The 23,919-nt window shown below is 58.9% G+C and carries 21 protein-coding genes and 2 pseudogenes; 10 read left to right on the top strand and 13 right to left on the bottom strand.

The annotated features are described in order from the left end of the window. Positions 1-6 precede the first annotated feature (6 nt). Genes H8B02_RS13315 through H8B02_RS13275 form a run of 9 tightly spaced genes read right to left on the bottom strand, consistent with a single transcriptional unit; the run spans position 7 to position 10,890 of the window. Positions 7-1,194 (bottom strand): DUF6537 domain-containing protein, encoded by a 1,188-nt coding sequence (locus tag H8B02_RS13315; protein ID WP_229166656.1) that lies wholly within the window; start codon positions 1,192-1,194, stop codon positions 7-9. Beyond that, on the bottom strand, positions 1,110-3,572 hold the full coding sequence (locus H8B02_RS13310) for an indolepyruvate ferredoxin oxidoreductase family protein (protein ID WP_229166655.1): 2,463 nt from the start codon (positions 3,570-3,572) through the stop codon (positions 1,110-1,112). The genes H8B02_RS13315 and H8B02_RS13310 overlap by 85 nt, the downstream gene beginning before the upstream one ends. After that, positions 3,545-3,943, bottom strand: a complete 399-nt coding sequence (locus H8B02_RS13305; protein WP_229166654.1) for a RidA family protein — start codon at positions 3,941-3,943, stop codon at positions 3,545-3,547. Before H8B02_RS13305 ends, H8B02_RS13310 begins: the two co-directional genes overlap by 28 nt. Next, complete coding sequence (locus tag H8B02_RS13300) at positions 3,940-4,734, bottom strand: alpha/beta fold hydrolase (protein ID WP_229166653.1); 795 nt, start codon at positions 4,732-4,734, stop codon at positions 3,940-3,942. The genes H8B02_RS13305 and H8B02_RS13300 overlap by 4 nt, the downstream gene beginning before the upstream one ends. Continuing rightward, complete coding sequence (locus H8B02_RS13295) at positions 4,724-6,121, bottom strand: amidase (protein ID WP_229166652.1); 1,398 nt, start codon at positions 6,119-6,121, stop codon at positions 4,724-4,726. The genes H8B02_RS13300 and H8B02_RS13295 overlap by 11 nt, the downstream gene beginning before the upstream one ends. Then, a complete protein-coding gene (locus H8B02_RS13290; protein ID WP_229166651.1) occupies positions 6,111-6,854 on the bottom strand; it encodes an ABC transporter ATP-binding protein in 744 nt (247 codons plus the stop codon). Before H8B02_RS13290 ends, H8B02_RS13295 begins: the two co-directional genes overlap by 11 nt. 2 nt (positions 6,855-6,856) lie before the next feature. Continuing rightward, positions 6,857-8,647 carry a branched-chain amino acid ABC transporter ATP-binding protein/permease gene (locus H8B02_RS13285; protein ID WP_229166650.1) on the bottom strand — a complete coding sequence of 597 codons (1,791 nt, stop codon included), beginning with the start codon at positions 8,645-8,647 and terminating at the stop codon, positions 6,857-6,859. Positions 8,648-8,649: 2 nt separating this feature from the next. Beyond that, positions 8,650-9,678 carry a branched-chain amino acid ABC transporter permease gene (locus H8B02_RS13280; protein WP_229166649.1) on the bottom strand — a complete coding sequence of 343 codons (1,029 nt, stop codon included), beginning with the start codon at positions 9,676-9,678 and terminating at the stop codon, positions 8,650-8,652. Positions 9,679-9,681: 3 nt separating this feature from the next. After that, the gene (locus tag H8B02_RS13275; protein ID WP_229166648.1) at positions 9,682-10,890 is read right to left on the bottom strand and encodes an ABC transporter substrate-binding protein; all 1,209 of its coding nucleotides are present in this window, start codon (positions 10,888-10,890) and stop codon (positions 9,682-9,684) included. Positions 10,891-11,072: 182 nt separating this feature from the next. Between H8B02_RS13275 and H8B02_RS13270 the strand changes: the two genes are divergently transcribed. After that, a complete protein-coding gene (locus H8B02_RS13270) occupies positions 11,073-11,603 on the top strand; it encodes a flavin reductase family protein (RefSeq protein ID WP_229166647.1) in 531 nt (176 codons plus the stop codon). 5 nt (positions 11,604-11,608) lie between these two features. Here H8B02_RS13270 and H8B02_RS13265 read toward each other — a convergent pair whose 3' ends face one another. Beyond that, entirely contained in the window at positions 11,609-12,268 is a 660-nt protein-coding gene (locus H8B02_RS13265) for a Crp/Fnr family transcriptional regulator (RefSeq protein WP_229166646.1), read from the bottom strand. A gap of 112 nt (positions 12,269-12,380) precedes the next feature. Between H8B02_RS13265 and H8B02_RS13260 the strand changes: the two genes are divergently transcribed. From H8B02_RS13260 to hpaE, 6 genes are all read left to right on the top strand, one after another. Then, positions 12,381-13,604 (top strand): acyl-CoA dehydrogenase family protein, encoded by a 1,224-nt coding sequence (locus H8B02_RS13260; protein ID WP_229166645.1) that lies wholly within the window; start codon positions 12,381-12,383, stop codon positions 13,602-13,604. A 21-nt stretch (positions 13,605-13,625) separates the two neighbouring features. Then, the gene (locus tag H8B02_RS13255) at positions 13,626-14,039 is read left to right on the top strand and encodes a RidA family protein (protein ID WP_229166644.1); all 414 of its coding nucleotides are present in this window, start codon (positions 13,626-13,628) and stop codon (positions 14,037-14,039) included. Between the two features lie 111 nt (positions 14,040-14,150). Continuing rightward, complete coding sequence (locus H8B02_RS13250; RefSeq protein WP_229166643.1) at positions 14,151-14,831, top strand: Crp/Fnr family transcriptional regulator; 681 nt, start codon at positions 14,151-14,153, stop codon at positions 14,829-14,831. Positions 14,832-14,935: 104 nt separating this feature from the next. Then, positions 14,936-15,943 (top strand): 3,4-dihydroxyphenylacetate 2,3-dioxygenase, encoded by a 1,008-nt coding sequence (gene hpaD, locus H8B02_RS13245; RefSeq protein WP_229166642.1) that lies wholly within the window; start codon positions 14,936-14,938, stop codon positions 15,941-15,943. A 59-nt stretch (positions 15,944-16,002) separates the two neighbouring features. Further along, on the top strand, positions 16,003-16,404 hold the full coding sequence (locus H8B02_RS13240; protein WP_229166641.1) for a RidA family protein: 402 nt from the start codon (positions 16,003-16,005) through the stop codon (positions 16,402-16,404). 55 nt (positions 16,405-16,459) lie between these two features. Then, positions 16,460-17,998, top strand: coding sequence for a 5-carboxymethyl-2-hydroxymuconate semialdehyde dehydrogenase (gene hpaE, locus H8B02_RS13235; RefSeq protein WP_229166640.1), 1,539 nt, complete (start codon positions 16,460-16,462; stop codon positions 17,996-17,998). Between the two features lie 303 nt (positions 17,999-18,301). Here the strand turns inward: hpaE and H8B02_RS13230 are convergent. Both H8B02_RS13230 and H8B02_RS13225 read right to left on the bottom strand, forming a co-directional pair. Further along, a pseudogene (locus tag H8B02_RS13230) lies at positions 18,302-18,611 on the bottom strand (hypothetical protein); the annotation flags it as partial. An 88-nt stretch (positions 18,612-18,699) separates the two neighbouring features. After that, positions 18,700-18,951 carry an aldehyde dehydrogenase family protein gene (locus H8B02_RS13225; RefSeq protein WP_229166639.1) on the bottom strand — a complete coding sequence of 84 codons (252 nt, stop codon included), beginning with the start codon at positions 18,949-18,951 and terminating at the stop codon, positions 18,700-18,702. Positions 18,952-19,113: 162 nt separating this feature from the next. Between H8B02_RS13225 and H8B02_RS13220 the strand changes: the two genes are divergently transcribed. Then, on the top strand, positions 19,114-20,541 hold the full coding sequence (locus tag H8B02_RS13220; protein WP_229166638.1) for an MFS transporter: 1,428 nt from the start codon (positions 19,114-19,116) through the stop codon (positions 20,539-20,541). Positions 20,542-20,658: 117 nt separating this feature from the next. Beyond that, positions 20,659-21,279, top strand: a pseudogene (locus tag H8B02_RS13215) (IS630 family transposase); the annotation flags it as partial. 22 nt (positions 21,280-21,301) lie between these two features. On the opposite strand, the gene H8B02_RS13210 reads toward H8B02_RS13215, so the two are convergent. Continuing rightward, positions 21,302-22,300 (bottom strand): LysR family transcriptional regulator, encoded by a 999-nt coding sequence (locus H8B02_RS13210; RefSeq protein WP_229166637.1) that lies wholly within the window; start codon positions 22,298-22,300, stop codon positions 21,302-21,304. Positions 22,301-23,066: 766 nt separating this feature from the next. Here H8B02_RS13210 and H8B02_RS13205 point away from each other — a divergent pair. Further along, entirely contained in the window at positions 23,067-23,768 is a 702-nt protein-coding gene (locus tag H8B02_RS13205; RefSeq protein ID WP_229166636.1) for a TetR/AcrR family transcriptional regulator, read from the top strand. Positions 23,769-23,919 lie beyond the last annotated feature (151 nt).

Genomic DNA, 23,919 nt, shown 5'->3' with positions numbered 1-23,919 from the left:
ATTTGACTAGTCCGTTGGGCTCGGCCTCGGTCTTGGTGCCCAAGCCGCATCGGTAACGGCCGATCGCGCTCCGTCCAGGAAGTCCGCGCGCAGAGCCTGCGCGCGAGGTTCGACACGCGTTATCGAGTCGGCTTTCAGAGGTCCGTAGCCGCGGATTTCACCAGGGTACGAGGCGAAAGCGACTGCCGCTTCAATATTCGACGCAATAAGCCCCGTCGCGATTTCTTCCGCGAACGCCAAATACTGATCGCGTAACCGGCGTTCCATCCGCCTTTCGTGCATCCACCCGAAGGGATCGAACGCAGAACCTCGTAGGCCCTTCAATCGCGCGAGCAACCTCAGGACCGGCAACATATAGCGCGCGGAGAACGCCATCTTTCGCGGGCGGCCGGTCGCAGCATCCCGTGTTGCTAAAATGGGCGGAGCCAAATGTAGTTTCAGTGACCCGCCTTCAAACCGCTCGTCCACGCTCTGCCAGAATGAGGGTTCCGTCAACAGCCTGGCCACCTCGTACTCGTCCTTGTAGGCCATCAACTTGAACGCATTTTCGACCACAGCCGCAGTCAATCGTGTAGATCCGGCGCAAGCCTTCTCCTCCGCGGTCCGGACAAGGTCGACGACATGCTGGAAACGATCCGCGTAGGTGTCGTCCTGATAGTCGCGGAGGGCCTTCACCCGAAGCGCGATTTTTTCATCAAGAGTGTTCACCGGTTTGGGCGAAGTCACAATCGGCGTTTCGGCGTCGACGATCAAATTCGCAAGCGCATCCGGTTCGCCAACCGAAAGCCTACCGAGATGAAACGCGCGAAGCGTCCCGGCAACGTCGACGCCGTTGAGGCGGATGGCTTGCTCGATTGATTCCAAAGAAAGCGGCAACGCGCCCATTTGGAAGGCCGAACCAAGCAGGATCATGTTTGCGACGATAGGATCGCCGTGGGCGCGCTCCGCCAGCTGCTTGGCTGCAATTCGAGTGGCCTGGTGACCGGCCCTTTGCTCCAGGCGCCGAACAAGCCGTTCCGCATCAAGATTGATATTTGCATTTTCATGGAAGGATTGCGTTGCAACAACCTGATCGTCGATCACGACAGTCGTGGAAGAACCAACCGTCTTCAAGGCTTCAAGTTGGGTCGCCGCGACGATGTCTGAGCCAACCAGGAGGTCGGCATCTTCGAACCCCAGCCGCAACGGTGCCACGCTCGTCGGAGTGGGAAGGATACGCAGATGGCTATAGACGGTGCCCCCCTTCTGGGCGAGCCGGTCATGTCATAAATGCCAACTCCCCGTCCCTCCAGGTGAGCAGCCATCCCGATCACGGCAGTTGCGGTCACGACGCCCGTGCCTCCGATACCGGCGACCAGAACGCCGAACGCTCTCTGATACTCGAATTTTGAGACGGGTACGGCGAGGCGAGCCACCGCGTCGTCGAGATTGGGCGATGTCGGCTTCCTCAGGCGGGCTCCCTCAAGCGAAACGAAGGAGGGACAGAACCCTTCCAGGCATGAAAGATCGCTGTTGCAGCTGGCCTGATCAATACGTCGCTTACGGCCAAATTCCGTTTCCAATGGTTGGACCGACATGCAATTCGAGGCCTGCGAACAGTCGCCGCATCCCTCGCATACTGCGGGATTGATGACGACGCGCTTCGACGCGGCGGCCATCTGACCTTTTTTACGCCTCTTGCGCTTTTCAGTGGCGCAGATCTGCACGTACACGATGACGGTCGTCCCTTCCGTCTCACGCAGTTCCCGCTGTACGTTCTCCATTTCCGTGCGATGAACAACCGTCACGCCGGCAGGCAGTGACTGCTGGGCACGAACGGCATCGGGATCTTCGGCCACGACGACAACGCGCTTCACCCCTTCCAAGAGCACCTGTCGGACCATGGCGCCAACGGACAATCCGCTTTCGACCGTCTGGCCGCCCGTCATAGCGACCACGTCATTCGCAAGGATCTTGAAGGTCACGTTCGCGTCGGACGCCGCCGCCGCACGGATCGCCAAAGAGCCCGAATGAGAAAACGTTCCGTCTCCGAGGTTGACGAAGACATGCTTGGTATTGGTGAAATGCGAAAGGCCGATCCAGTTGACACCTTCCGCACCCATATGGGTGCAAGGCAGCGGATTGCGATCCATGAATTGCACGAGCCCGTGGCAGCCGATTCCAGCCACGCCGAACGAGCCCTCGGGCAGTTTCGTGGAGCGATTGTGCGGGCAACCCGAGCAAAAGACCGGTCGTCGCGCAAGCGGACCGGGATCAACCCGCTTCCAGGCTAGCCCCCGCTGCTCGAGGTCATCGAGGGCCGCTCGAAGCCCATTGAGTCCTTGATCCTGCGGTGCTCTCTCCAGGAGGCGTCGCGCGACGGCCTTCCCTACCATAACAGCATCGAGCGGCTCATCCACTGGGAGGAGCGTGGCTCCATCCGGTGTGTGCTTGCCGGAGATGTCTGGTCGGCGGGCCGAATGGTACATCAGGGCGGCCGCTTGAAGCTCCATGTGAGGACGCTTTTCCTCAACGAAGAGCAATTCGTCGACCTCACTGGCGAACTCGGTCAATGACAAAGGATCAAGCGGGTAGATCAATCCGACCTTGAGGACCCCGATACCAAGCCGCTGCGCCTCGGCCTCGTCGATCCCGAGCCACCTCAGTCCGTCGATGACATCCTGGAACGCCTTTCCCGCCGTCACGATGCCGAGACGGGTCGGTTTTGTCGCGCCGAATGCAACTCGGTCTATGGCGTTGCGTCGGGTAAATTCGTGGATTCTGGGCAGCTTGTTCCGGACCATTCGCTGGTCCTGAGCCGCAACCGCGAGCATTTCGACGCGAATGCTGACATCGGCACCGGACGGACCGGCGGCCAAGGTCGGCGTGAGTTCATCCACAGAGAAATCGACAGCCTGGGTGCAGTCCGCGGTCTCGTTGACAAGCTTCAATCCCGCAAGAAGTCCGCACTCACGCGACAACGCAAAGCCGGCCAAGCCAAACTTCAAGATGTCATGCACATCCGAGGGATACAGGATCGGCACTTCGTGGGCCGCCAGAGCAAGATCGCTTTGGTGCGCAAGCGAGGAGGATTTGCCGGCATGGTCGTCGCCGAACACGAGCAACACCCCGCCATTGGGATGAGTGCCCGACATGTTGGCGTGCTTGATGGCATCGCCAGATCGATCGACCCCCGGCCCCTTACCGTACCACATCGCAAAGACGCCGTCGTACTTGCGACCGGGAACGAAATCCAACTGCTGACTGCCCCAGACCGCCGTCATGGCAAGATCTTCGTTCAAGCCAGGTTGAAAGACGATGTCGGACGCAACAAGGCGATCCTTGATTTTCAGGAGCTCGTTGTCCACCGTCCCAAGAGGAGAACCGCGATACCCTGAGATATAGCCGGCCGTTCTCAACCCACGTTGACGATCGAGCTCTCGCTGCAGAATCGGAACCCTGGCGAGGGCTTGTTTTCCCGTAATGTAGATCGTTCCCTGGGTCAGGTCGAACTTGTCCGCGAGAGAGACCTCACGGAGGACAGGCTTGCTTGGCATTTTCTTGCTCATGTTTCGGGAATTGCCGCCACGCATTCGATCTCGACGCGCACTTCCGGGCGAACGAATTTCGATACCTCCACGAGCGTACTCGCTGGCGGATCAATCCCTTCGAAAAACTCCTCACGAATCTTGTTCGTCGCCGGATAGTCCCGGATGTCGAGCACGAACACATTCATTTTCATCACGTGCTGAAATCCGCCCCCCTCAGCTTCGAGCGCAGCTAGTATCCGTTCGTAGATAACCCTTGTCTGGGCCTCGGTGTCCTGCGCGCCCGACTCTCGCGCCGTAACGCCCGAAACAAACACGAGCTTGGCACCCGCCAGTTTGAGAACGCTCGCGTGAGCGAATTTACCGAACGGTGCTGGCAATGCAGCATAGGTCCGAGATTTCGCAATTGGCTTCATGACAGTCCTCCATTGCAGCCAAGGGGCTCCGCGATGCCAAAATGCATCATCGCGCGCGATCGGAATGGCTCGCTGGTAAGTGCGGACGCATGATTTACATCGGGTACCGTTGCCGCAATCCCCACCGGAAAGAGACCAGCGACCCGGTACGGAGCTCCGGCAAGCTTGTCGTTTTCTCCAACCATCACGAGGGTCGGCGCCGCGACCTGCGCTAATTTGGCGAGATCAAAGACGCAACTCTGCCCGCGAAGGCATGCCGCGAGAACGGCGAGATCGTTGTACGACTTTAACGCAGCATGCTGGGCGAATCGGAGCGCGTATGACGGAAGCGCGCTCGTATCCAACTTGTGTTCAGCTACGGCATCCAGCGCATCTGCGAACTCGGGCGCCAGCCCGACGGTGGCGGCAATTCGCTCGCCCATACCGCCGAGCACGAGGGTTTCAATCTGATCCGGGTTCGCAAGAGAGAGGGTCATCGCGATGTGCGCGCCCATCGAATAGCCGACGACACTAAAGCTCGAATGGCCCCAGCAGAATCTCGCGGCCGCAATACAGTCCCCCGCGAAGGCCTCCAGCCGGTAGTCGCGCGGGTTCCGAGACTTAGAGCTAAGACCATGTCCACGTAGGTCGGGGGCTATGACATCATAACCCGCGGCGACCAGCGCTTGAAACCACCCCGTCGCGACCCAATCATCGTTAGCGTCTGAGGCAAATCCGTGCAGTTGAGCAGGTTGACCATCCGCCAGAGCATCGATCTCGATTGAAAGAAGCTTCGGCCGCTCATTTCCCATGGTTTGATGCCCCGGTCTGACGGGCGCGATCTCGGCTGGCAATGCTCTCAATCACGGCTGCTGCTGAAATGGCGAGCTCGTCACGGCCAGGCGCGGCACCGATCTGCAAACCGATCGGCAGAACGCCGTTATCCCGCGACGGCCATGGCACGGAGATCGCAGGTCCGCGCGACAGGTTGAACAGTGGGGTGAACGGACACCACTTGAACCAATCGACCTCACGGGCTTCCGCAGAATCTGCGCGCAGAGGAAGGCAAGGCATGGTCGGAGTAAGCAGGACATCGACAGTATCGGACAGGACCAAAGCCGCCTGACTGGCAATTTCCTCTCGACGGCGCTGCATATCGATCAACGTCTCCGCGGGTAGGTTGCGGACCGGCTCGATAAACTCGAGTATCGCTGGGTCAAGTTCCGAGCGCTTGCTTTCGGGAACGAGGGACACGGCAAACGCGCACCCGAGACGATAAAGCGTCGCTACGATGTCGCGAGCTTCATCAAGCCGAAGCTCGACCGACTTAATGTCTGCCTGTGAGCTCAGGGCTCTAACTGCCTCATCCCACCCTCTCTTCACCTCGGGATCCAGGTAGCGGTTCAAGTCAGTGGGAATGCCGATGCGCGCTCGCGGCGTCAACTTTCTTTCTAGACGCTGCGATAGCGGCGTCTGGACCAGCGACATCCAGTCCGACGAAGCCGGTCCGCTCATCACAGCCGCCGCCAATGCGGCATCTGCCACGCTTCTGGTTATCGGCCCGATGTGAGGGAGCTGCCAGAAAGCCGCCGGGAACGGCTCAAGCGGGATCGCTCCGAAGGTGGGCTTGTACCCGACCACGCCGCAGAAGGCGGCTGGTATGCGGACGGATCCCGCCGCATCGGTCCCTATGCCAACAACGCCGACGCCGAGCGCTGTCGCGGCGGCAGCGCCGCCGCTGCTCCCACCCGCGTGACGAGTTTTGTCCAAAGGGCTCAGGGTCATTCCGTTGAGCAGGCTTTGGGTCAACCCTTTCCAGGCGAACTCCGGTGTCGTCGTCTTTCCGAGAAACACCGCGCCCGCGCTACGAAGCCGTGCCACTGAGACCGCGTCGGCCGTCGCAGGCGCTTCGGGTGTCGTCCGCGATCCACGCCTCGTTGGCCAGCCGGCAACGTTCAGCGTATCCTTGATCGTCGTCGGGATACCATCCATCGGTCCGATAGGCTCGCCGCGCCGGTATCGTTCTTCGGAAGCTTGCGCCATCTCGATGGCAACAGTCTCGTCCACCAGCGTGAATGCGTTAACGCCGGCATCAACCGCAATGACTGCGTCCAATTGAGCGCGAACGATCTCGACAGGAGACAGCTCGCGCTTAGAGAAGCTCTGGTGAAGTTGACGTATTTCGCCATCAATCGACATAGACTTGATCCCGCGCAGCAGCGTAATCCGCAGCACCTCCCAGATAGGCCTGACTCAATCTCGGGTCGGTTGAGAGTGAAGCACTGGTGCCTTCCAGAACAATTTTGCCAACCTCAAGCACGTAGCCACGATCCGCTACGGAAAGTGCGAGCCTTGCATTTTGCTCAACCAGGATGATGGTCAGTCCGTCGGCCTTGAGCTGGCCAATGACCCGAAGAATTTCCTGGACGATCAACGGTGCGAGCCCGATCGAAGGTTCATCCAGCATCAGCAAGCGAGGACCGGCCATCAAAGCACGCCCCACCGCGAGCATCTGCTGTTCGCCGCCGGACAGCGTAGCTGCCTTCTGCTTGCGACGCTCTGCAAGGATCGGGAATAGGCTGTAGATGCGATCGAGCGACTTCGACGACGCATCAGTTCGATAGCCGCCCAGGCGCAGGTTTACTTCCACCGTGAGGTTGCCGAACAACTCCCGTCGTTCCGGTACGAGCACGACGCCACGAGCAACCAACTGCTCGGGACGAAGACCGACGAGCTGCTCATCCTCCAGGAGGATGGATCCCGCGCGCGGCGGCGCCAATCCCATGATGCCGTTCAGCAGCGTCGTTTTCCCAGCACCGTTGGCTCCGAGCACAGTCACGAGCTCGCCGGGTGAGACCGCCAGATTGAGGTTCTCTAAAACCGTCGCTCGGCCGTAGCCAACTTTTAGGCCGCTAATCCGCAAATTTGGCATGGTCAGGCTCCCAAATACGCGGCGATCACCCGCTCGTCCTGCCGAACCTCCTCGGGAAGACCGGTCATAAGTCCTTGCCCGCGATCCAGAACAACCACCCGATCTACACAATTCATGACAAGGTCCATGTCGTGCTCGACGAGCAAGACCGACATCCCGGCCCGCTTGAGCCGGTGCAGCAAGGTGACCAGCTTGAGTTTTTCACCCGTCCGTAGTCCGGCAGCGGGCTCGTCCAAGAGCAGCAAGCGGGGTCGGCTAACCAAGGCACGAGCGACTTCTACGAGGCGCGCCTGCCCCATTGCCAGACGCGATGCAGGCTCGTGCGCGAGGCCATCCAACTCCACGATTTCAAGGGCGCGCCAGGCCTTTGCATAGGTTGCGGCCTCTTCCTTTCGGTCGAAGCCGAACATCCCCGACATCATGCCCGCATGACCTTGCGCATAAGCGCCAAAGGCAACATTTTCCAGCACCGTACGCTCAGGAATGATCCGTACGTGCTGGAACGTGCGAGATACCCCACGATGTACCAGGTCGGATACTCGTCTGGGCGGCTTCTCGCCCATGAGAAGAACATCGCCCTCTGACGGGGCAAGAAGCCCGGTAGCGATGTTGAAGGTAGTGGATTTGCCTGCGCCGTTGGGCCCTATCAAACCAACGATCTGATCGGGGCCCACCCCGAACGAAATCCCTTGGAGCGCTTTGAGGCCGCCGAAGTTCTTTGAAATACCTGTGACGGTCAGCAGGTCCTCGCCGGCCGTACTACGCTTGGATGGGGTCAACTCGATATTGCGCCCTGGCCGAGCTGCAGAGAACTGCGGCCAAATGCGCTGCAGGGCCGACCAGATTCCCCCCGGCCAGCGCAACAGCACGCAGATGAGCACGAGCCCAAAGACGATCAGTTCCACGTTGCCCGACAGACCCAGCATGCGGGCAACCGTATTCTGCAACAGCATCTCGAGCGCAGTAATGGCTGCCGCACCGAGGACCGCGCCGAACGGATGCGCCATTCCCCCAAATATGCATGCGATCAATAGGTTTATGCTCGCGGTCAGCCCGAACGGTGCAGGACTGAGAAACTTGAAGTAGTAAGCATAGAGCGTCCCGGAAAGTCCGGCCAGCGTTGCCGCCACAACGAACACGATCAGGCGTAAGCGCGCTGCATTGACCCCAAAAATTTCGGCCATCTCCGCGTCGGTCTTGAGGGCCGCGATCGCCCGTCCCGCGCGGGTATGCAGCAGGCGGGAAAGCCCACCACCGAGCACTGCAACCAGCAGCCAGACAACAACCGCAAAGCCGCGATCATCTGTCAATGACAAGGGGCCGATCGCGAGGGGCGGAATCTGTCCCAGCCCGGAGGCTCCGCCGGTAATGCCCCCCGCCGCGACGATCGCGGCACTGGTCGCGATTCCAATTGCCAGCGACGCAAGCGGCAGGAAGTGCCCTTTTAGTCGCAGCGTGATGGCTCCCACGATGACACCAGAAAGAGCTGAGGCAGCCACGCCTAGAATGAGCGCAACGAAAGCCGGGACGCCGAAATCACGTGCCAGAATTGCCGACACATAGGCCCCGATCGCCATAAACGCCGCCTGACCGAGGGAGACCTGTCCTGCAATCAACAGGAGCGTCAGGCCCATCGCGGCGATCGACGTTAGGCCGACCGTGACGAGCAACGTGACGTCGTACTGCGGGCCAATAGCGGCGATGATACAAGCCAGCACAAACATTGCGAACGCAACAACGATCGACGCGGTCGCGGGGGATCGCCGCGATGACGGAATGGACTTCTCGGCCATGATCAATGCTCGTGTGCTTCTGGCGGACGAACAGCGTTTCGCCAAAGAAGGATCGGTATCACCATCAGAAAGACGATGACGTCTCTGAACGCGCTGATCTGGAATGCCGAGAAGGACTCGGTAAGACCAACCAGCACTACGCCGACCAGCGCCGTCGGGTATTCAACGATGCCACCGAGTGCTGCGGCAACAAATCCCTTCAAGCCGATCGGAAAACCCATGTCATAATTCGCGGTGATGAGCGGAGCCAGCAACAGTCCTGAAACAGCACTAAACCCGGCCCCGATGGCAAAGCTGAGCTGCCCGGCGAACCGGACAGGGATGCCACACAGTTGAGCCCCTACTCTATTGACCGCGGTTGCTTGTAGGGCCTGACCGATGAGCGTTCTCTCGGAGAACATGTACAAGCCTGCCATCGCCAAAACAGCAAAGCCGCAGATCCAGAGGCTTTGGTAGGTGATGAAGACCGGTCCCAGCGACACTCCGCCGTCGACGACCGGCGGTACCGATTGCGGCTCCGCGCCCCAAATCAAGACCGCCACGCCGTGAAACACCATGTACACGCCGACGCTGACGATGAGCAGCACGATCGGCGATGCGCCCGAGACCGGCTCCACCGTCAACCGGTAGGTCAGCGTCCCGAGAGAAACGGTCGCGGCAAGCGCGGCCAACACAGCGAGCCAGTATGATCCCGGAAACTTGTGCGCCGCAAATGCCGTGAGAAGGACGCCGGCAATCCAAACCGAACGGATCAACAAAATGCGGATCCTGACCGAGCTCAACAGGCGCCGATCCGCCAAGTCAAGCAGCGCGAATGCCGCCAGACCGCCCGCGACAAGCCAACTGAACAGATTGAACGATCCCGAAAGCGCGCTCGAAAACGACAGCGCTCCCAACGTTACGTATTCGCCCTGGGCGATATTCACCACCCGCGTCACTGTATAGATTACAATGAGGCTGAGCGCGACAAGACCGTAGACGGCACCATTGGTGATGCCGTCCACGAGCAAGAATAGGAGCGTGTCGAACAATGTTTATTCCTCGATCAGGACGAAACGTCCGCCCTTGATTTGCGACAGGAAGGTGGACCGCTTATCCAATCCGAGATGGTCGGTCGGTGTGACGTTGAAGACGCCATTCACGCCGGGCCATTCGCGTGTTTGTTCCATCGCGTTCTTGATCGCGATGCGGGTAGCGGCGAGGTCGTCGGTCTTGGCTTCCGCCATGTGCTGGTAAGCATTCACGGCAAGCAGCATGGCATCCCAGGACTGACCAGCGAACAAGTCGACCTTGCCCTTTCCGTAAGCCCCGTCATACAGCTCAGCGAATTTGGCAAGGACGGGACGAAGCGGATTGTCCGTGGCAATCTGGTCGTAGACATTGAGCGCCCCGACGCCGACGATCGCGCCCTCGACGTTCGCCTTTGCAATATCGACGAACGCGTTAATCGACGAACCAGCTCCATGGTAAATTGGGCCAGTGTAGCCAACCCGCTTGAGCGCCTCGTGAGCAAGATCCGCGGACGGCGGTATCGCGTGGATGTAGACTGCATCGAGACCCGCCTGCTTGAGGCGCAGCGCCTGCGGCGTGAAGTTGGTATCTTGCCGCGCAAAGCGCTCGGTTGCGGCAAGCTCGATCCCGACTTCCTTGGCTACAGGTTGCAACTCCTTCAGGCCACCCTCGCCATAGGCATCTTCAAGACCGAAGAAGCCGATCTTCTTGATACCCTGGCGCTTCATGTAATTGAGCGTGCGTTGAAGCATCAGCTTGTCGGACGTCGGCGTCTTGAACGTGAACGGGCGTTCGCTGGCAGGCTCAACGATTGCCGCGTTCGAGGCCATCGAAATCATGGTAATCTTCGCCGCCTTGACCGTGTCCAGGATCGCCATCGAACTCGGCGTGGTGGTGCAGCAGACGACGACATGAGCCTTGTCTTCCTCGATCGCCTTCCGCGTTAGGCTGACGGCCTTCGTCGGATCGGAGCCATCGTCATACGAAATGACCTTGACCTTGAAGGGCAGATCAGTGCGCGTCGACCAGGTCTTGTCGAACAATTCGACCGCGCTCCGCTCAGGAGCCCCCAACGCAGATGCTGCTCCCGTCACCGAGACGATTGCCGCGATGCGCAGCTCAGGCTTGTCCTGGGCAAACCCAGGCTGGGCACAGGCAAGAGCGATAGAGCTTGCGGAAATGAACCCGCATAAGCTTGTTGCGATGCGGCCACGCGTCACGGTCTTGGTCATGAAATCCCTCGGGGTTGCTGCTGACCGTCACAAAGTGACACCGGCCGCATTCCAGGGGCTGTATCTACGGATACATCCACGATCGATACATCTACGACTATGTGCTGCCAGATACAGCCGCGCAGTTTTTCAACGGGTAGTCGTGCTCTTCTGTCAACTCACCAACCCGAAGAGCCGCCCAAATGAATGGCAACAAGGCTGAAGATTTTCGCAGACTATTCCGACGCCTGACGACCGGTGTCACGCTGATCGCAGTCGATGGCGAAAACGGCCCGGCAGGCATGACCGTCAATTCGCTGACACCGGTAAGTCTGGATCCACCGCTGCTCCTGTTCTGTGCATCTTTGACTAGCGCTACGGCAAAACGGATCGCGACGGTTGGTGCTTTTTCGGTGAACATATTGGCAGGTCATCAGCAGGACGTCTCCATGCATCATGCTGGCCGACCTCTGACGAGTCCTACCTGGTCCTGGCGCGAAAGCCGCGGCGTACCTTGGATCGACGATGCAAACGCAGTCTTCCGTTGCCGACTCGTTGACGATTACCCCGGCGGCGATCATCGAATCCTTATTGGCCAGATCGACGAAATGTTCGGCCCCGAGACCGCTGCAACCCCTCTCCTCTATCACGGAGGAAAGTATGCTCGCTTGCCGTATGAGGATGGCGACGTAGCTAACGTTCCACGAACCGAGGACCTTTGGTGGACGGGCTAGAAATTTCAGCTGTCCACTTCGTTAGCAAGTATCGTAAAGCCGTCTTCGATGAACAGCATTCCCTTCTCGCGGAGCCTGCCCATCGTTCGAGTGACAGTGACGCGAGACGTGCCGGTCATCGAGGCGATCTGCTCGTGGGTCAAGTGCGTGATGATCTTGCGTCCGCGTTCGTGATCGATTGCAAACATCTGGCTCAGCCGACGGAGTAGTTCCAGTATCCGATCCTCTGGGTCATTTGACACCAAATGCTCGAGTCGCAATGCGAGAATACGTTGCTTAAGGCTGGTCAGCCGCAGCATAGCCAGCGCCAATTCAGGATCAGCTCGCATCAAGGATTCTATGCGGGCAGTGTCGAACTCGAGCGCTTCCGTTGGCTCAACGGCCACCGCGGTCGAAAAACGAGGCAGACCATCGAAAGCAGACCCTTCTCCACATAGCGCATTCGGGCCCATGTTCTCGAGAACCACTTCGGTGCCGTCTCTTCTGAATATCGATACCTGCACCAATCCCGACTTGATGAAATAGAAGCAAGTATTGATCTCGTCTTGCCGATAGAGCTGTTCTCCTTCGGCAAATCGGCGAGCCCGCACTTTGCCCTCGAAGGATACCAGTTTGGCTGCGAGGGCGTCCGTCATCCGCCAAGTGGCAGTGGCTTTTTTTGTCATTCTCACCGCTCATTTTTCGAAGGAATGACCCGGTCGTATCCGGCGATACAGCGCGCCACGAACGGTGCACGGTAGGCCAAGGTCGATGATAGCGCCAGAGGAGGCAATCGCAATGGGTTTAGCTCAACGGACCGCCGACGAGGTGGATTCGGACGTGCGCGGGGCGGAAATGGCCGTCGAAAAGACGGCCGCCCTTGTGCCGTGGCTCAGCGAGCAGGCGGCGCGGGTCGAAGAGGCGCGGCGGATCCCCGACGATGTCGCCGAACGCCTTTTTGACACAAGGCTGTTCGACCTGATGCGTCCTTCGCGCTTTGGCGGATTTGGCGTCTCGCCCCGGTTCGCCTGGGAAGCAACCTTCCACGTCGCCAAGGGGTGTTCGTCCAGCGCCTGGCTTGCCGGACTCACCAGCGCGAATATTATTATGCTCGGCAAATTTTCTGCTGAAGCGCAGAAGGAACTCTTCGCGCCGGGCGTATCTCCGATCGTTCCCATGCTGACGGGCGGCGTGGGACAGGACATAAAGATCGAGCCGGCGGAAGGCGGCATTGTCCTGAGTGGGCGTTGGAGGTACGCCTCCGGCGTCGACGTTTCGGATTGGCTGGGCCTTCTTATCAATATTCCCGGACAAGGCGATGGGCCCGCGCCTCACGTCGTGCTCGTCCCGCAATCCGAATTTACGATCGATCACCAAAGCTGGCGCGTGATGGGCATGCGCGGCACCGGCAGCAAGAACATCACCCTCGGAAAGACATTCGTTCCGTCTCATCGCTTCATGAATTGGGCCGAATTGCAGGCCGGGAAGAAGCACCCGACCTGCCCGAACACCGAGCCTGTGTACGACTTCCCATTGAATACGGCCAACGCAATGTCGGTCTTGGCTCCGACGCTTGGCGTAGCGACCGCTTGCAGCGAGGAAAGCATCAAGATTATTCGCGCTCGCGTCAGCTCGGGCAATCAGCAAGCGCAAATCAACGACAAGATCGCCCAGGTCGACGCAGGAACGAGCTCCGCCACCATGAGCTTCTTGCGAGACTTCCTGCTTTCCGAGACGGCTGCGATCGAAGAGCAGATTCTCCAGAGCGGGACGCTGTCGCTTGAGGAACGCGGACTTAGCCGCACGAAAGTGGCCATCGCATCTCGTCAAGCATTAACGTCTGCACAGCGTCTATTCGCGTCTCTCGGCGGGTCGATGCTCCCCGAGGGCACGCGGATTGAGCGTCTGTTCCGCGATATCCACGCCATGAGCTCGCATTTCTTGCTGCAGCCCGAGCCGATCGCCGAGGCGTATGGCCGGTTGCTGTTGGGTCTCGAGCTTTCTCCAGGAACGCGCCTCTAATTGACTAGGAAAGGATCCCTCATGACAAAGACGACCTATAGCTCAAAGAACCCGATGTTCGCTGCCGCGGGCGGCGGTTCCATTTTCGATAAATTTCAATACTCCTCCGCTGTGAAGGCCGGCGGCTTGATTTTCATCGCGGGACAGATCGGCCTCAATCCCGATGGATCGATGCCGGACAAGCCCGAGCAGCAGTTCGTCAATGCGTTCGAACGGCTCAAGCTCGTCCTCGAAGAGGCTGGCGGTCAGATGGGCGACCTGGTCGAGCTCGTCTCGTATCATGTCGGGCTGACCTCGCATTTGGCTGACTTCATGAAGGTCAAAGAAAAGTATGTGCCGGCCCCATTTCCGACCTGGACCATTCTCGACATCGCCGGTCTCGCACGTCCTGGTCTCATCATCGAAATCAAGGCGGTTGCCGTTGCGCGCAACTAGGCGAAGCCGACAACGTTTCCTCCCAGACTGGGTCGGGGCCGCAAGGCCCCGACCATTTTTCTCTAAGTGAGGTTTTCCGCTTATTGGAAGCCGACGCTGTCGGGGATCCCGATGCCAAGGACTCGATCGAACGCCTGCGCAAAAGCCAGCCGCTCCAAGGTCAGCGAGACCTTGCGCGTTCCCAGATCGATGTTGGAGCGACTGGTCGAAATTGCTCCGAATCTCTCTCTTCGGAAGATAGCTAAAGGACAATCCGTCTACCGCCAAGGCGACGCGGGGACGCATGCCTATGTGGTGGTATCGGGCCGCCTCGGTATCACCATGATTGGACAAGCCGGGCAGGAGCTGTTGATTGACATCGTTGGTCCCGGCGCACTCTGCGGCGAGGGCGCCGCGTTCGACGGTCTACCACGCTTTTCCAGTGCCAGCGCCATCGAAGCCACCGATGTACTCCCGATAGCAGGCAAGGAGCTCCTCAAATTGATTTCGGCCGACGCGAAGCTTGCATCCCTGCTTGCGCACGCCACCGCACTGAAGCAACGTACACTCGCCGGTCGCCTCGTCCAGCTCGCGCAGGCTTCTCCTGAAGACCGCATTGCAGAGCTTCTCTCGCAGATTGCCTTGCCGGAACTGCCCGATGTTCTGCTCACTCATCAGCAAATCGCCAATCTGATTGGCGCCTCCCGGATCACGGTGACACGCGCTATGCAAAAGCTCCGCAAAGTCGGCACAGTCAGCTGCCAGCGCGGTCGCTACCGGCTGACACAGCCGCCGACGCGGTCGCGGCATTGACCCTTCGTGACCGGCGAGATTGGTCCTCCTTTGTAGCGGTTGATACAGACCATCTCCGGTCCGGCGCTAAGGTGATGCCGTCTCGCTGGGAACGGAGCCGCCACATGAGCGCTGGACGAATTAAGGACATCGCAAACATTCAAAAGCTTGGCCATGTCGAATTCCGCACGACGGATTTGGAGCGAGCACGGGATTTCTACGTCAACCTGATCGGCTTGCACGAGACCGAACGCGATGACAATCGCATTTATCTTCGCTGCACGGAGGACAAACAGCACCACACGTTCGTGCTGCGCAAGGCGCAGTCCGCTGGCGTCGGGCATATCGGGTTCGTGGTTGCGAGTGAAGATCAGCTCGACCGCATGAAGGCGCGGTTCGATGGCCTGGGACTGGCGACCCGCTGGACTGACAACGACATGATAGGCCAAGGCAAGACACTGAGAGTCCAGGATCCCTTCGGCTTCATCATCGACTACTATGCCGAGATCAAGAGCGTGCCATGGCTCGTACAACAGTATCATCTTCATAAAGGGGTCTCGCCGACACGCGTCGACCATGTCAATGTCCTCACGCCCGATGCCCAGGCCGGTTATGGCTGGTACACTGAAGAGCTCGGCTTTGGATGCGCCGAACTGACGGAATCCGATCCGCCCGAAAAGCGGATTTGGGCAAGCTGGCTATTTCGAAAATCCACGGTGCATGACATCGCCGTTATGACTGGAGCAGGACCGGCAGCCCACCACGTCGGCTTTTCGCTTGGAGATCCGCTCTCAATTATTCGTGCCTGCGACCTGCTCGCTGGCGCCGGCTATGCGGCCAGTATCGAGCGGGGGCCGGCCCGACACGGCATTTCGAACGCGTTGTTCGTCTATATTCGCGATCCCGATGGAAACCGCTTTGAGCTCTACACCGGCGACTATTTGACGGGAAACACTTCTGCGGAGCCAATACGCTGGAATCTCAACAATCCCGTACGCCAAACGCTGTGGGGAGCACCTCCACCGCGCCGCTGGTTTGAAGAATCCATGGCCGTTGAGACGTTCGATGGTGCCTCCACGAAAGAAACCAAGCCTGCCTTGATGCAATCAGTGCCGAGCTACGTCGCTGACTGAGTCACGATCGATCAGTCGTTTGAACCGCCCTCGACCCACCCTTAGCCGTCAAGGTTACCATGCCGCGTACAGTCATCGTTCCCCCCACCGGTTTGCGCCCTGGCATCCCATATTCGCCAGCGATCCGCTGGGAGAAGCTCCTCTTCATTTCCGGACAAACCGGCTCCGACCCCGTGACGAGGGAATTTCCGGAAGACATCAAGGCTCAAACCAGGATAGCTCTCGATAACCTCAAGGCTCTGGCTGAGGCCGGCGGGGCCTCGCTCGAGACCGCGCTAAAAATGACGATCCACATGACCGACATGGTCAATGAATTTGCTCCGATGAACGAGGTGTTCCGCGAGTACTTCCCCAAGGATCCGCCCTCGCGGACCACGGTGGGAGTCGCCCATCTCGCTCGCGCCGGTCTGAAGATCGAAATCGACATGATCGCGGTGGTGAAAGACGCCGTTCAAGGGTGAGACCACCAAATCTATCGCCCCTCGCCAATTATGCATCAACCCGCACGGTGATACCATGAGCCAACAAGAGGCGCGCGCGCCCCATTCAGACAATATGCGCAAAGCGCAAGAGCATTTGCATCGATTTAAGTCGCAGGCCGTGCCGCACAGGATCGCCGGACAACCGGTGCTAAGCGATCAGACCTTCGACAACCTGGATCCATCGGACAATTCCGTTCTATGCAAGGTCGCGTCAGGCGGCGAAGCCGAAGTCGATCGTGCTGCCAGTTCGGCCGAAGAGAGTTTTAAAGTCTGGAAGGACGTGCCCGGCGACAGGCGGCGCGCGCTCCTGCATCAGATCGCGGATCGGATCGGAGCTCGAGCTGAGGAAATCGCACTGGTTGAGAGCGTCGATAGCGGCCAGCCCATTCGCTACATGGCAAAGGCCGCGCTCCGTGGGGCAGAGAATTTCCGCTTTTATGCCGATAAGGCCCCGGAAGCTTCAGATGGCAAGTCGTTCCCGACGCAAACCCACCTCAATTACACGATCCGCCAGCCTATCGGACCCGTCGGCATCATCACGCCGTGGAACACACCGTTTATGCTGTCCACATGGAAGATCGCTCCGGCGCTGGCGGCAGGCTGTTCGATCGTTCACAAGCCCGCGGAATGGAGCCCACTATCTGCAGTCATACTCTCGGACATCATGACCGAGGTGTTCGAGGAGGCGCGTTTGCCACCTGGCATCGTTAACCTCGTGCACGGCATTGGTGAAAGAGCCGGAAAACTCCTGACCGAGCACCCTTCTATCAAAGCAATCGCCTTCGTGGGGGAGTCGGCCACCGGCAGCCATATCATGGCGCAAGGCGCACCAACCCTGAAGCGCGTCCATTTCGAACTTGGTGGCAAGAATCCCGTCATCGTGTTCGACGACGCAGATCTCGAGCGAGCGCGAGATGCGGTTCTGTTTATGATCTACAGCTTGAACGGACAGCGCTGCACATCATCGAGCCGCGCGCTCATTCAGCGTTCCATCTACGATCGATTTGTTTCAGCCCTCGCCGCCCGCGTCAAGACGATCAAGGTGGGCCCTCCCTTGGACCCTTCAACCGAGATCGGTCCGCTCATTCATCCCCGCCACGCTGACAAGGTTTTGAGCTACGCCCAGTGCGCCACGCAAGACGGTGCGCAAATAGCGACGGGGGGCGGCCGGGCACTGGGCGGCAAAGGTAACTTTGTCGAGCCGACATTGTTTGTTGACGCCCAGAACACAATGAGGATTGGGCAAGAAGAGATCTTCGGTCCGGTATTGACCGTCATACCATTCGATGATGAAGCCGACGCAATGCGCATTGCCAATGACGTAAAGTACGGCCTCGCTGCCTACATCTGGACCGGCGACGTCGGACGAGCCCACCGCGTGGCTCAAGGAGTCGAGGCTGGCATGGTCTGGGTGAACTCCGAAAATGTGCGGCATTTGCCGACGCCGTTCGGCGGCGTCAAAGCGAGTGGAATAGGACGGGACGGAGGCGACTATGCCTTTGACACCTACATGGAGCAGAAGAACATCGCCATCGGGATGGACAGACACCGGCCGCCAGCCATTGGGGTATGATAAGGGGTTTTGGTCTCGCTTATTGCGGAGTGCCCCGCTGCAAAGGTCCGATTGCTCGCTCCACCGCAACCCCCCGGCCGCCAAACCGTCGTTCACCGGATCTGTTAAAATTGACTGCCCGAGGTGCCACAAGGCACAGAAAGTCCCGGCTGGCCCTGGATTGGAGTGGGCATCTCCTCATTCTGCGTCGGGCTGCCGGCCGGGCTCGGACCGCGAAAACGCGTCAATCTTCGATGCCGCCATTTCGATGGCGCGAATCCTCGGATAGGGCGTGAGATCCACACCAAACCTACGCGCATTGAAATCATTGTGATCCGATTTGAACATCGAGATATTGAAGAGATTAGTACCGTACGCCCACGCATCGAAATGAGTGAACGAATAGACCTGCTTTGCAGTTGTGCCGTCGACTGCGCCATTGGGGTTTACAGTGTACATGCCCGGATCGGTTCCCCTTGGCATCCATGAGAACGTCACGCGATTATCGATGACGGAGAAGAACGGGCTGGTCCGCCGGCGGCGGATTCGCCTTGACTGGCAGGTCAGCTGCGCCGGCAACGCCGGCGAACTCGAGCATGAGGACAGCAGCAATTGCACAGTAACGAAGCGACATTGATTCCCCCTATTTTGAATTTGCCAGTGCACCGTCCCTGACTTGGCCTGACGCACGCCAACTCGGCTGCGGCCAGCGACGGCAAATTTCAGAAACTGATATTGATGTTCTTGACCTGGGTGAAAGCCATCAATTCATCGATGCTTTCCTCGCGGCCAATTCGCGACTGCTTGTAGTCAGGAGCCCCGATGAAGTGCGGGCCTGCCCCGTTTATCCAGACAAAGCCGGATTCCATTCGGGAGGCAGCTCGATGGGCCGTGGCAAGTCTTTCGTGAAGATTGCGCCCGAACTCGCTGGGCGGGAAGAATGGCCACAGGTTGAAACGCGTTCCTCCCTCCATCCGGCTCCCTTGTAGCTGAGCCGCTTCCGACGAAGGTTCGACGAATAGTCCATATAGACAGAAATTAAGCTTATGGATTTGGCACGCGTATTGCCCGCTAGGATAGCTAAGCTGACGGCTGCGCGCCTTGTCCCATGGCCCGATATAGAAGGGATATCGATCTTGACAGAAAATTTGACGAGTCGCACGAAACTCAGTTCACAAAGTCATAAAATTGTCCAGGAAGAATGGGCAGCAAGGGAAGAGCGAATGGCGGGGGGACGCAGCGCCTTCAATCCGGGTGCCGCCGCCATCAGCATTGGCGCGCAGGCTTGGATCACATTGGCCGTGACCACGGCGATCTACACGCTCAATGTCGCTGACCGATTTATCTTCTCGACGCTGTTGCAACCGATAAAGGTAGAGTTCGGTCTTTCCGATGCCGGCGTGTCGAGTCTCAATCTCGCGCTCGGCCTCGTCCTGATGACATTCGGGGTTCCGGCCGGGATTCTCGCAGACAAGATGAGCAGGCGCATCTTGCTCGCAGCAGCTACAACGATCTTCTCCGTGATGACCGCGCTGGGAGGGGCCACGTCAGGAATGTGGACCTTCGTCGCAACCCGTCTCGGCGTAGGGTTTGGAGAAGCGGGCTGCGCGCCACCATCTGTGACGCTCATCGCCGACCGGTTCCCACCGGTGCGCCGCGGCGTTGCAATGACGATCTTCACGCTGGGGATTTGTGCAGGCTCCTTTTTTGGCACGGCCGTGGCAGGTTATTTTGCCGACCATTATGGATGGCGCGCGACGATGGTGATTTTTGGCGTGTTCGGTTTACCGCTTGGCGCCGTTACGCTGCTCCTGGTCAGTGAGCCTGTCCGCGGTGCCGCGGACGCCGCCGCAGGCACTGGGCAACCCGGCGGAGGGTTGCTCACGGCCCTGTCGCACATTTACCGCGAGAAGGCGCTGCTTTTCGTGATCCTCGGGGGAGCCCTAATCTGCACATGGGGTTGGGGGCTGTTGTTCTGGACGCCCGCGTTTATGGCGCGAAACTATGGTTTGACCACCGGCCAGGCCGGCGCCATTCTCGGACAATTGCACCTCGTGGGCGGGACCACTGCCACGATCCTGGTCGCAGTTGCCATGCATTGGCTGTCCCGCTCGGCCGCGAGGGTGCAGATTTGGTCGATCGCGGGTGTCGCGGCGATGGGTGCTGTGGCATCGATCGTTGCCTACACGACCACAAGTCTGTCTGTGATGGTGCTGTGCGTATGGCTTTTTGCTCCCGTGCTCTATATGTACACGGGGCCCACCTACACCCTGATCAATAATCTTTCACCGCCGCATCTTCGCGCGAAGATTTTCTCCATCTTTCTGTTTGCGACGAGCCTCGGATATCTGGTCCTCGCGCCCTACTTAATCGGCTTGGGTTCGGATTTCTTCCGGAGTTCGGGGATGGATGCCGGGGCCAGTCTCCGTCGTGCGCTGGAAATCTTCGCACCTCTCGGCCTGGTAGCCGCGATCGGATATGCCGCGGCCGGCCTTTACCCCGGAGCGCGGCCCAAAGCTGCGGCGGAGCTTGCGCTCCCGGCAAACTCGCTGGTGGAGGGGTAACCGTGAATCACGCAAATCTTCTTCTGTCTCACGAGAGGCTGGGGACCGGTTCAGGGTCAGTGCGGCCAGCGGAAGCCGTTGGCGCAATCGGGAGCGTCAGCAGGGCGACACCCGATCTTGCGATCGAGGAATTTGGAATCACACGCAAAAAAGACGGCACACGCCAGCGAGCAGGACCGTCCGGACCTCGTGAAGCGGCGTCAAGATTGGGTTGAAGGCCAGCCCACACTCGATCCCGGGCGCCTTGTCTTTGTCGATGAGACGTGGGGCTCGACCAACATGGCACGTCGCTATGGCCGCTGACCGCGTGGCGAGCGTCTGCGGGCCGGCGTCCCTCACGTCATTGGAAGACCACAACCTTCGTCGCTGGCCTCACCACGCGCGGCACTATCGCGCCTTGGTACTTGATGGACCAATTAACCGCGAGGCCTTCGAAACTTATGTCGAGAAGGTCCTCATCCCCGAATTCAACAAAGGCGACATTGTGATCTTGGACAATTTATCCAGCCACAAGCGCCACGGGTGCGTCAGATGATTGAGGCCGCAGACGCAAGCTTTGCGCTATCTGGCGCCCTACAGCCCCGACTTCAATCCGACCGAGAATGCCTTTGCCAAGCTCAAGGCTCTCCTGCGCAAAGCTGCCGAACGCTCCGTCGACGGTCTCTGGAATGCCATCGGCCGCGTCATCGACTGCTCCACCCAGACCGAATGCAAAACTACTTCACCGCCGCTGGATACGCCGCCATGATCGGCGAACGCTCTAGCGTACAGAGCTGGCGAAACCCGGCTCAAACAGGCTTCGCCGGACGAGCTCCAGCAGGAGCTCTCGGCTGCTGCTCTGAGAAACCTCGTTACGCACGATCGCCGAACAAACGTTTGTGAAGCACATGTCGCGTTCGCGTACGATCTTCAACAAATCCCTCGCCACAAACGACGAGGCGAAGTCGCGCGGAAGAAATCCAATGTAGGCGCCCGCCAAGATCAGGATCAGACGAGCCTGCATGGTCGGAGCACGAGCCCGGACATTCAGTTGGTTGATGATTTCGCGAGATTGAGAGTGTTGTCTCGTTACAATGTCGATGCAGTCATAGCGTTGGAGAGCTTCGTCGTTTATTTCTCCGTCTGATTTTGAATAGAGTGGATGTTCGCGACCGCAGCAAAGCACCATTGGCTCATAAAAAAGTGGATAAGTTTTCGTGCCCGCGATATCAGGCGCCGATGCGCTGATTCCCATATCAGCGGTGCCGTCCAGAATCATCTGAGCTACTCGTTCGGGAGAGGTCGTCCGGATAGTCAAGAATACCTCTGGATGCTCCGTGTGAAATGTCTTCACGATTCCGGCCAGCTCAGCTCGTTTTCCTAGCGGAAAATTGTCATCCATCACCACTACAAGCTCGCCTGTGATTTTCATGGCTACTCGACTTGCGTTTTCACGAAAGCTTTCAAGGCCATCGAACAATTCGCGCGCCAGAGACAGGATTTGCTCGCCCTCTGCGGTTAGCGAAAATCCTGCGCGACCGCGGCGACAGAGCTTTACTCCTAACCGAACCTCAAGAGATGCGATATCGACGCTAATCGATGATTTGCTTTTGTTGAGAGCGACTTCGGCGGCACTGAAGCCACCGGCATTGGCGACCGCCGCGAACACCCGCAAGAGTTTGAGGTCGAAATCTGAAAGGTCGGGAATTTTCCTATGACGCACGGATGACAGCCCCCAATTCGCAAGCTGCAACGCGATAAAGGCGCTTGGGGCCGCCAAGCCAAGAGCCTGAAACTGCTCTCAAGTCGTGATCGGAATTCCCACACGATGGAACAAAAAATGTCACCACATCCTTGTCCTCCGAAGGGCAGCGACGGACGGCAGCATCCAGAAGATCAAGCGAGCCACGATCTTCAATGCGTAGGTCCCCGCGCGCGTCGATCGCGGGTGCGGCAGGTCCAAAACGAGGACACATTGGCGGTTCCCCTGCGTCCCCCTTGGGCTCTTTTTTAACCTGTAGGTCGAATTTTCGTATCAATGGACGATTTAATTGTCAAGGCCAAGCATCTGGCTGGCCCGCGCCTTTAGAGTCACCGCTGTGCTCGGATCTAAACCCTTGACATAACGGCTATTTTCGAATTGATGTGGCATCGTCGCATTTTCGACTCGCTGACCGGTGAATTCTGGCGCTTCCACATCCCGAGGTTATGAATGGACTTGTTCTTGAGGATCGGACCGAGGTTTCACTGCAATCGGCGCTCCAACTGCGACCTCAGGGATCAACGCCGGCCAGCGGAATCCCGATTCTCTCGCTGCGACACGTTTCGTTCTTGGAGCAATCTCCAGCGGCCTGCGCACGCTCTGCAGCGAGCTTTCGCGATTTCGTTCTTACCGACACGGGTCCCAACGATGATCCGGGCAACTTTCGACCTGCCGATCTTCCAAAAGGGGGCGCGGTGCTAGACCAACACCTCGACCGCAACTGCAGCCAATCAGCTTGGCGAGACATGCAGCAGCGTCGGACGGTTTTTTAAAAGGAAGTAGCATGCCACGATCCACGGCACCGAAGCGACCAAGGGCGCCACGAGGGGCACGCGCCGCTGAACCCGTCGCCAAGGGGAGCAATCTTCAGACGCTCAAGCGTCAGCTCGTGCGCGAGGAGATCCTTCGAAGCGCGGCAAAGCTGTTTGCCGACCATGGCGTTCACGGCGTCTCGATTGACGAGGTCGCAAGCGGGCTAGGATACACCAAATCGAGCGTCTACTACTACTTCAAGAGCAAAGACGAATTGCTCTGGGCTGTGTTTGGGTACATCTCAGAGCACTTCGTTGGAGAAGCCGAGCGCATCGCGCAGTCCGCTCCCGATCCCGTGGCGCGTTTGACGGACCTGGTCCGGATGCACGTGCGCTTCCTAGCAGAGCACAAGGAATGGGCGACGGTCTTCTATCGAGATGTTTCTGCTCTTCCGCAGGAGCGACAAGCGCAGGTTCGCGCAATCATCGTCCGATACGATGCTTTCTTCCGTCAAGCAGTGCAGGAAGGTGGCGAATGTGGCCGCATGCGCCCCTTGCGGCCCGACATTGTCGTCAACGCCGTGCTTGGTGCCTGCAACTGGATGGTGACCTGGATCTCCCAGAAGCATCGAGACAGTATCGACGAAATCGCTGAAACATACGTCAAGCTCTTCACGGGAGGACTTGTGCTCGGCCAGCCTTCCAATGCCGAAGGTGGCGAGGCACACCGCTAACAATCGGCCGTAACCCGTGTCGTTTGGTGCGAACTCCAATAGCAAGACTCAAAGACAGGCCAAGAGAACGGTGGACCCCGGCTGCACGCCATTTGCCGGTTGCCTCCTATAACGAGCTCACTGCGCCCCGATCGCTTGAGAAGGCTCGCGG

The sequence above is a fragment of the Bradyrhizobium altum genome (genome assembly GCF_020889705.1).
GTDB classification, from domain to species: domain Bacteria; phylum Pseudomonadota; class Alphaproteobacteria; order Rhizobiales; family Xanthobacteraceae; genus Bradyrhizobium; species Bradyrhizobium altum.
Note: the sequence above shows the minus strand (reverse complement) of the source record. Positions and strands in the feature narration are given on the sequence as shown.